Consider the following 7,307-nt stretch of genomic DNA (forward strand, 5'->3'; position numbering starts at 1 on the left):
GTTTTTCGTTCGACCGCTAGCCCGGATCTTCGAGGTGTCCTCATGCGCTCCGTCGTCATCACCGGCGTCTCCACCGGCATCGGACATGCCACTGCGAAATTTCTGCTGGATCACGGCTTCCGCGTTTTCGGCAGTGTCCGCAGGCCTGACGATGCCGAGCGCCTGCAGACCGCGTTCGGCGCCAACTTCACGCCGCTGATGTTCGACGTGACTGATGAGGCTGCAGTGAGGATCGCCGCGGATGAGGTGAGGACGTTGCTCAACGGTGAAACGCTCGCCGGCCTCGTCAACAATGCCGGCGTCGTGGTGCCCGGCGCCTTGCTCGATCTCGATGTCAGCGAATTCCGCACGCAGATGGAAATCAACGTGATGGGGCCGGTGATCGTCACCAAGGCCTTCCTGCCATTGCTCGGCGCCGATCCCGCGCTGACAGGCGCGCCGGGCCGCATCGTGATGATGAGCTCCGTCTCGGGCCAGTTCGGCAATCCGCTGCTGTCGCCCTACAGCACCTCGAAATTCGCGCTGGAAGGATTGAGCGAAAGCCTGCGCCGCGAACTCATGCTGTTCGGCATCGATGTCATCACCATCGCACCGGGGCCCGTGCGCACGCCGATCTGGGACAAGGCCAAGGCACTGGACGTCACGCGGTTTGTGAACTCGCTTTATTTGCCGGCGTTGATGACGTTGCGCGGCATGCTGGCGCAGATGTCCGAGAAAGGCCTGCCGCCGGAAGCCGTTGCGGCACGGGTGCATCGCGCGCTGACCGATGCTCGTCCCCAAGCCCGTGTCGTGGTCTCGGCGGAGCCGATCCAGACCCGGATCGCCGGGCTGCTGCCGCGGCGCTGGATGGACCGGATCATCGCGCGGCAACTCGGGCTGCACGTCAACGCGCGCGACTGAGTCACGGGCATCGGAAACCGCCGAAACCCCGTCAATGCATAGCCGACGCGTCCTTCGGCGCGGTACGAAACATCCATATGCGGCCTATGCGGCATATGGTTTGGCTAGGAGGGGGCCAGGCGCTGCAAGGTCGCGTAGCACTCGCAGGACAGCTCCGCGACCGCGGTGGCGTCATTGATCGTCACATTGCCTCGCGAATAGCTGAGCGCACCCGAGGCTGAGAGCTTGCTTGCGACGTCGGACACGGACGTCCGTCGTGCGCCAAGCAGTTCGGCGACGGCCTCTTGCGTGAACTTCATGTCATTGGGGGCGACGCGGTCGGACGTGAAGAGCAGCCACCGGCAGAACCGTTGCTCGACGGTGTGATATGTGTTGCATGCCGCGATTGTTCGCGCCTGGACCAGCAGCATTTCATTGAACTTGATGCAGGAGTCCAGGATCGCGCGATGCGACGCGGTGAGTTTGCGGAATGCTGCCGCCGAGATCCGCAAGGCGATCAGCTGGTTCTGGACGGCCACCCTGACATGCGACGCATAGATGCCGAAAGCGGCCATCGCCGAGACGACCCCCTCGCGTCCGACGGTCGCGGTCTCGACGGCTTTTCCGTGCTCGAGGATCACGAGAAGCGAGATCGCGCCGGACAGCGGAAAATAGACCTGTTCGGTCTCGTCCCCGGCTTCGCACAGGACGGTGCCCGCACGGAGTTCGACGATCTGCCCGGACTTCGCCAGCGCATCGCAATCGGCGCGCAACAACGCCGCAATCAAGCGGTTCTCTCGGAGGGCTTCTGACACTGCATAAATCCGCCCGATCGGTTTGGGCTGTTATGCGGTGTATGTCAGACGTCCGAGTTCGTCTCCGCTCTGTGCATCAAAGCATTTTTCGCAACGCAACTCTGCCTGATCGGCATCATATGATGTCTGCAGTCATCCTTTGAAATAAGCATTTTCCATTTTTTATATGCCAGATATCGCTCTTATGCGGGCTTCGGCAGCGGCAGCGTGTTTCCCGTAGAGGAATCATCCTGCGGGCTGGGCGCCGCAATTGGCCGGTGTCTCTTTGGCGCGCCGTGCATGGGTGAAAGGCCACGGATGTGTTCGTGCCTTCGATGCCTTGTCCAACTGCCCCGCAAACATCCGATCGCGGTCTTTCAGGTGGACATGTTTCCATATGCCCGGTCACGGGCAGACAGATATGCGGTCCATCCGCATCATCAATCAACCCGGCCTCGTAAGCCCGCATCAGTGTCGATCCTCATAAATATGGGGCGTTGAAATGTCCTTGAATCTCGTCCGGTGCCCGTCATGTGGTGGGCGTCGCCAACTGGTCTCCATCGAAGTTCAGCAGCGAACCGACATACGGCGCTTCCGTTGCACGGCCTGCGCCACCGAAAGCGAATACCAGATCAAGGCCGGCAAGGCCGAGATCGTGCGTGATCCGCAACCCAAGTAATCCCCCAGCCTCGTCCGTGGGCGGCGCCGATCCGGGCCCGATCGCCTGATTGGCCGCCAAACCGCGCCCACTCGCCGCAGTTCGCCTCCCTTGATCTGGTAGGGCCAGATTGGTAGGTTCATTGGTATGACCACGACCCTGACATCCGAAACCTCCGATACCGTCCGCAAAACCCTCGAATATGTGCGGCATCACCGGCTCGCCAAAGGCGACCGCTTGCCGTCCGAGCGCAATCTGTCGGACCGCTTCGGCGTCACCCGCAGCTCCGTCCGCGAGGCGCTGGCGGTGCTGGATTCCATGCGCATCACCGAGCGCAAGGCGAAGTCCGGCATCTTCCTGCGCACCACGCCGGACGATGGCGGGCTGGACGCGCTGGTGCTGCAGGCCGATCTCGGCATGGCCTTCGATGCGCAGCTCACCCGCGATGCCATCGAGGCGCGCATCATCTGTGAGGAGCAGGCGTTTCGGTTGGCCTGCCAGCGCCGCACCGAGGCCGACCTCGCCAAGCTGAGCAGCCTGCTCGATACCTATGCCGTGCTCGCCGCCAATGGCCGCAACATGGCCGACGAGGATGTCGAGTTTCATCTCGCCGTCGCCGCCGCGAGCCAGAACCGCATTCTGGTGCGCACCATCACGCCCTTGATGCTGATGAGCACGCGCGGACGCCGCCGGTACTTCGCTTCGGCCGAGCTGCGCCAGCGCTCGCTCGACGATCACCGCGCTTTCTTCGCCGCCATCGAGGCGCGCGACGAGGCCGGGGTCATCAAGCTCGTGCACCACCATGTGCACACCGCCGCTGCCGATATTCAGGCGCTGAACGAAGCCGCCGCGGAAGCTGCTGACGCGGGGATACCAGGCACACAGACCTAACGGGCCGCCACAATCCCGATCAACGGGAAGGCCCGGACTTCACGCGGCAAGGTCCGCACCCCAGGAAACGCAAAAGAAGGATCAAAAATGCGTATCTCCACGACCTCCATTGCCATGCTTGCAGCGGCGAGCATGATGGCGGCCAGCCCGGCGCTGGCGCAGAAGAAATACGGCCCGGGCGCCAGCGATACCGAGATCAAGATCGGCAACACCGTGCCCTATAGCGGCCCGGCTTCGGCCTATGGCATTCTCGGCAAGTCCTATGCCGCCTATTTCAAGCTGATCAACGATCAGGGCGGCATCAATGGCCGCAAGATCAACTTCATCAGCTATGACGATGGCTATTCGCCGCCGAAGACAGTCGAGCAAACGCGCAAACTCGTCGAGAGCGATGAAGTGATGGCGATCGTCGGCAATGTCGGCACGGCTGCCAATGCGGCAATTCAAAAGTACCTCAACGCCAAGAAGACGCCGCAGCTCTTCCTCGCCACCGGTGCGACGCGCTGGAACGATCCGAAGCAGTTTCCATATACGATGGGCTGGCTGCCGAGCTATCACGCCGAAGCGCTGGCCTATGCGAAATACATCCTGAAGGAAAAGCCGAATGCCAAGATCGGCGTGTTCTTCCAGAACGACGATTTCGGCAAGGACTATGTGAAGGGCCTGAAGGAAGGTCTCGGCGACAAGGCGTCGTCGATGATCGTGATGGAGACGAGCTACGAAGTCTCCGAGCCGACGGTCGACAGCCACATCGTCAAGCTGAAGGCGGCCGGCGTCGATACGATCTTCTCTTTCGCCACCGGCAAGTTTGCGGCGCAATCCATCAAGAAGGTCGCCGAGCTCGGCTGGAAGCCGCTGCATATCGTGCCGAATGCATCGTCGTCGCTCGGCAGCGTGATCCGACCTGCCGGCTTCGAGAACGCGCAGGACGTGGTGTCAGCCACCTTCGCCAAGGATCCCACCGATCCGCAGTGGAAGGACGATGAAGGCATGAAGAAGTTCTATGCCTATGTCGAGAAGTACATCCCGGAAGGCAAGGCGATGGAGAGCACCGTGCTGTCCGGCTACAGCATCGCCCAGACCATGGTGGCCGCGCTGCAGCAATGCGGCGACGATCTCACCCATGAGAACCTGATGAAGCAGGCGGCCAATCTGAAGGGCCTGCGGCTCGACGGCCTGCTGCCGGGCGTCACCGTCAACACCTCGGCGACCGATTTCTCGCCCATCGACCAGTTCCAGATGATGAGCTTCAAGGGCGAGCGCTGGCAGCGTTTTGGCGAGATCATCAAGGGCGAGCCGCCCGCCGCCGCGGGGCGTTAATACCCAAAACTCCGACCCGTAGGATGGGTTGAGCGAAGCGATACCCATCACCCCTTGCGCCGGTGGTGATGGGTATCGCTCCGGCGCGTCGCGCCTGCGCTCAACCCATCCTACACCTTATCCCGCCGAACGCGCCGCCTGCGTCGAAAGGTTCATTGCCCGTTCATGACAGTGCGATTACGCTTTTGTGACATGTCGCAAGTCCGGTTGCGTTATGAGCCCGCAGGCTTCGGCCGGGCAGGGCAGCTTCCTTGCCGGGTGTTCGCAGGCAAGCCATGCTGCCGTCGTCGATCCCCATTATGCCGGCGCGAGCCGGGCGCAGCCTCAAAGCGGGGCTCGTCGCCTGCTGGGCCGTGGCACGACAGGCGCCGCTGCGCACCGGGCTGATCGCCTCGGTCCATGTCCTCGCCGTCTATGTGCTGGCCTCCGTCGAATACGGCCCGTTCGCCATGGTGCTGGCGCTGCTGGCCTGGGCGCTGCTGAATTTCCTGTTCCTGGCCGTCTTCAAGCGCCCCGGCATCAGCGCCGTGCTGGCGCTGCTGCTGGTCACGGCGCTGATCGTACTGTCGCAGTTCAAATACGGCATCACCCAGCTGACGCTGACCTTCTCGATTTCCTGATCATCGACCGCGATACCGTCTCCTTCATGCAGTCGATCTTCCCGCAATTGCGGGGCTGGTTGCTGATGGCTGCGGCGGTCGTGCTGCCGATCCTGTGGGTGATCTGGCGCGCGGATCCGTTTTCCCTGCGTCGCCGCACCGCGCTCGGCTGCGCCGGCGCCTGCGTGCTCGGCATCATCGTCATGTCCGCCGCCAATCCCGAAAAACCGTGGGAGCCGTTCCAGGGCGTCAATCACATCTCCAATCTCGCGCGCTCGGGCGTGGTCGCGGTCTCCCATCTGACGGCCACCGGCTGGATCGAGGCCGACGCCAAGAGCCTCGTCGGCTCCGCGCAGGCTGCGCCGATGACCGAATGCGAGCCGGGCGTGACGCGTCCGAACATCGTGATGGTGCTCGACGAGTCCTCGTTCGACATCTCGGCGGCGCCGGGCATCAAGGTGCCCGCCGGCTATCACGATTTCTTCGCCTCCGCCGATGGCCAGAGCCGCAAGCTCATCACCGAATCCTCGGGCGGCCCGACGTGGTACACCGAGTTCAACATTTTTACCGGCCTGTCCGCGCGCTCGTTTGGCGCAATGAAATTCTACGTCACGCGCATCGCTGCCGGAAAGATCTCGCGCGGCCTGCCGCAGGCGCTGCAGCGTTGCGGCTATCGCACCTTCTCGCTCTATCCGACCTTCGGCAATTTTCTCAGCGCGCGCAGCTTCCAGAAGGGCGCCGGCATCGGTGGCTTCATCGACATGGCCGACATGGGCGTCACCGAGGACATGCAGCCCGACAAGTTCTATTTCGATCAGGCCAAGGACCTGATCGCGCGCGAGGGCAGGCCGGATCAGCCGATCTTCGTGCTGGTCTATCTCACCGCCAATCATTTCCCGTGGACCACCACCTATCGCGACGACCTGACACCGGCGGGCTGGCAGCCGCCCGGCAATACGCCCGAGGTCGATGAATATATCCGCCGGCAGGCGATGACAGCGTCGGACTACAACGCCTTCGTCGCCCAGCTGAAGAAGGATCATCCCGCCGAGCCATTCCTGCTGGTGCGCTTCGGCGATCACCAGCCGGCGATCGCGCAAAAGCTGCTGGAGCCGGACATCAAGCAGGCCAAGCGCGCCGACCGGATCATGACGCACGATCCGCGCTACTACACGACCTATTACGCCATCGATGCGCTGAACTACCGACCGGAGCTGTCGTCGGCGCTGCCGACGCTGGACGCCGCCTATCTGCCGCTGATGGTGCAGGAGGCGGCCCGCGTGCCGCTCGATCCGTCCTTCATCGAGCAGAAGAAGATCATGCAGCGCTGCAAGGGCGTGTTCTATGGCTGCAAGGGCGGCGATGAAGCGAGCCGGTTCAACCGGATTCTGATCGATGCGGGGATGATCAAGAATTTGTAGAGGCTGACTGCCGTGGTTGTCATCCCCGCGAAAGCGGGGATCCAGTAAACAGCGTTATCACCTTTCTATCCCTGCTGTCTGTGTCTACTGGGTCACCCGGTCAAGCCGGGTGACGACAGACATTGCGTCACTTCCCGATCCGCTCCCACATCCACCTTGCCACACCGTCCGGCGAACTCGTCGCATCATTCCAGGCCGCGTGCGGGAGTGATCAAGAGTCCGCATCTCCCACCCTCATCCTGAGGAGCGCGCAACGCGCGCGTCTCGAAGGATGGCCGCATGCTTCGGGCCCCGCCAGCTCATGGTTCGCGACGGCGCTGCGCGCCTCCTCACCATGAGGGGGCAGAGCTACTTCCCGATCCGCTCCCACATCCACCTTGCCACACCGTCCGGCGAACTCGTCGCATCATTCCCGGCCGCGTGCGGGAGTGATCAAGAGTCCGTATCTCCCACCCTCATCCTGAGGAGCGCGCAACGCGCGCGTCTCGAAGGATTGCCGCATGCTCCGGGCCTCGCCAGCTCATGGTTCGAGACGGCGCTGCGCGCCTCCTCACCATGAGGGGCGGAGTTGCTACTTCCCGATCCGCTCCCACATCCACCGTGCCACGCTCTCCGGCGAACTCGTCGCATCATTCCCGGCCGCGTGCGGGAGTGATCAAGGGTCCGTATCTCCCACCCTCATCCTGAGGAGCGCGCAACGCGCGCGTCTCGAAGGATGGCCGCATGCTTCGGGCCCCGCCAGCTC

The 7,307-nt window shown here is 63.0% G+C and carries 7 protein-coding genes; 5 read left to right on the top strand and 2 right to left on the bottom strand.

Translation table 11 applies throughout. The features are described 5' to 3' along the window. Positions 1–42 precede the first annotated feature (42 nt). A complete protein-coding gene (locus AC1RQ5_RS11370; protein ID WP_493198989.1) occupies positions 43–900 on the top strand; it encodes an SDR family oxidoreductase in 858 nt (285 codons plus the stop codon). Positions 901–1,004: 104 nt separating this feature from the next. On the opposite strand, the gene AC1RQ5_RS11375 is transcribed toward AC1RQ5_RS11370, so the two are convergent. Both AC1RQ5_RS11375 and AC1RQ5_RS11380 read right to left on the bottom strand, forming a co-directional pair. Beyond that, positions 1,005–1,694: a Crp/Fnr family transcriptional regulator gene (locus AC1RQ5_RS11375; RefSeq protein ID WP_493198991.1), complete on the bottom strand. Its 690-nt coding sequence runs from the start codon at positions 1,692–1,694 to the stop codon at positions 1,005–1,007. Between the two features lie 508 nt (positions 1,695–2,202). Continuing rightward, positions 2,203–2,343 carry a hypothetical protein gene (locus AC1RQ5_RS11380; RefSeq protein ID WP_493198992.1) on the bottom strand — a complete coding sequence of 47 codons (141 nt, stop codon included), beginning with the start codon at positions 2,341–2,343 and terminating at the stop codon, positions 2,203–2,205. 135 nt (positions 2,344–2,478) lie between these two features. On the opposite strand from AC1RQ5_RS11380, the gene AC1RQ5_RS11385 reads away from it, so the two are divergent. The 4 genes from AC1RQ5_RS11385 to AC1RQ5_RS11400 all read left to right on the top strand — a co-directional run bounded on the left by AC1RQ5_RS11385 (position 2,479) and on the right by AC1RQ5_RS11400 (position 6,562). Beyond that, entirely contained in the window at positions 2,479–3,222 is a 744-nt protein-coding gene (locus AC1RQ5_RS11385; protein ID WP_493198993.1) for a FadR/GntR family transcriptional regulator, read from the top strand. An 87-nt stretch (positions 3,223–3,309) separates the two neighbouring features. Beyond that, entirely contained in the window at positions 3,310–4,542 is a 1,233-nt protein-coding gene (locus AC1RQ5_RS11390) for an ABC transporter substrate-binding protein (protein ID WP_493198994.1), read from the top strand. Between the two features lie 275 nt (positions 4,543–4,817). Then, complete coding sequence (locus AC1RQ5_RS11395) at positions 4,818–5,162, top strand: hypothetical protein (RefSeq protein ID WP_493198996.1); 345 nt, start codon at positions 4,818–4,820, stop codon at positions 5,160–5,162. Positions 5,163–5,188: 26 nt separating this feature from the next. Beyond that, positions 5,189–6,562, top strand: coding sequence for a sulfatase-like hydrolase/transferase (locus tag AC1RQ5_RS11400; protein WP_493198998.1), 1,374 nt, complete (start codon positions 5,189–5,191; stop codon positions 6,560–6,562). Positions 6,563–7,307 lie beyond the last annotated feature (745 nt).

It is taken from the genome of Tardiphaga sp. GW821-FHT12E02 (assembly GCF_058807155.1).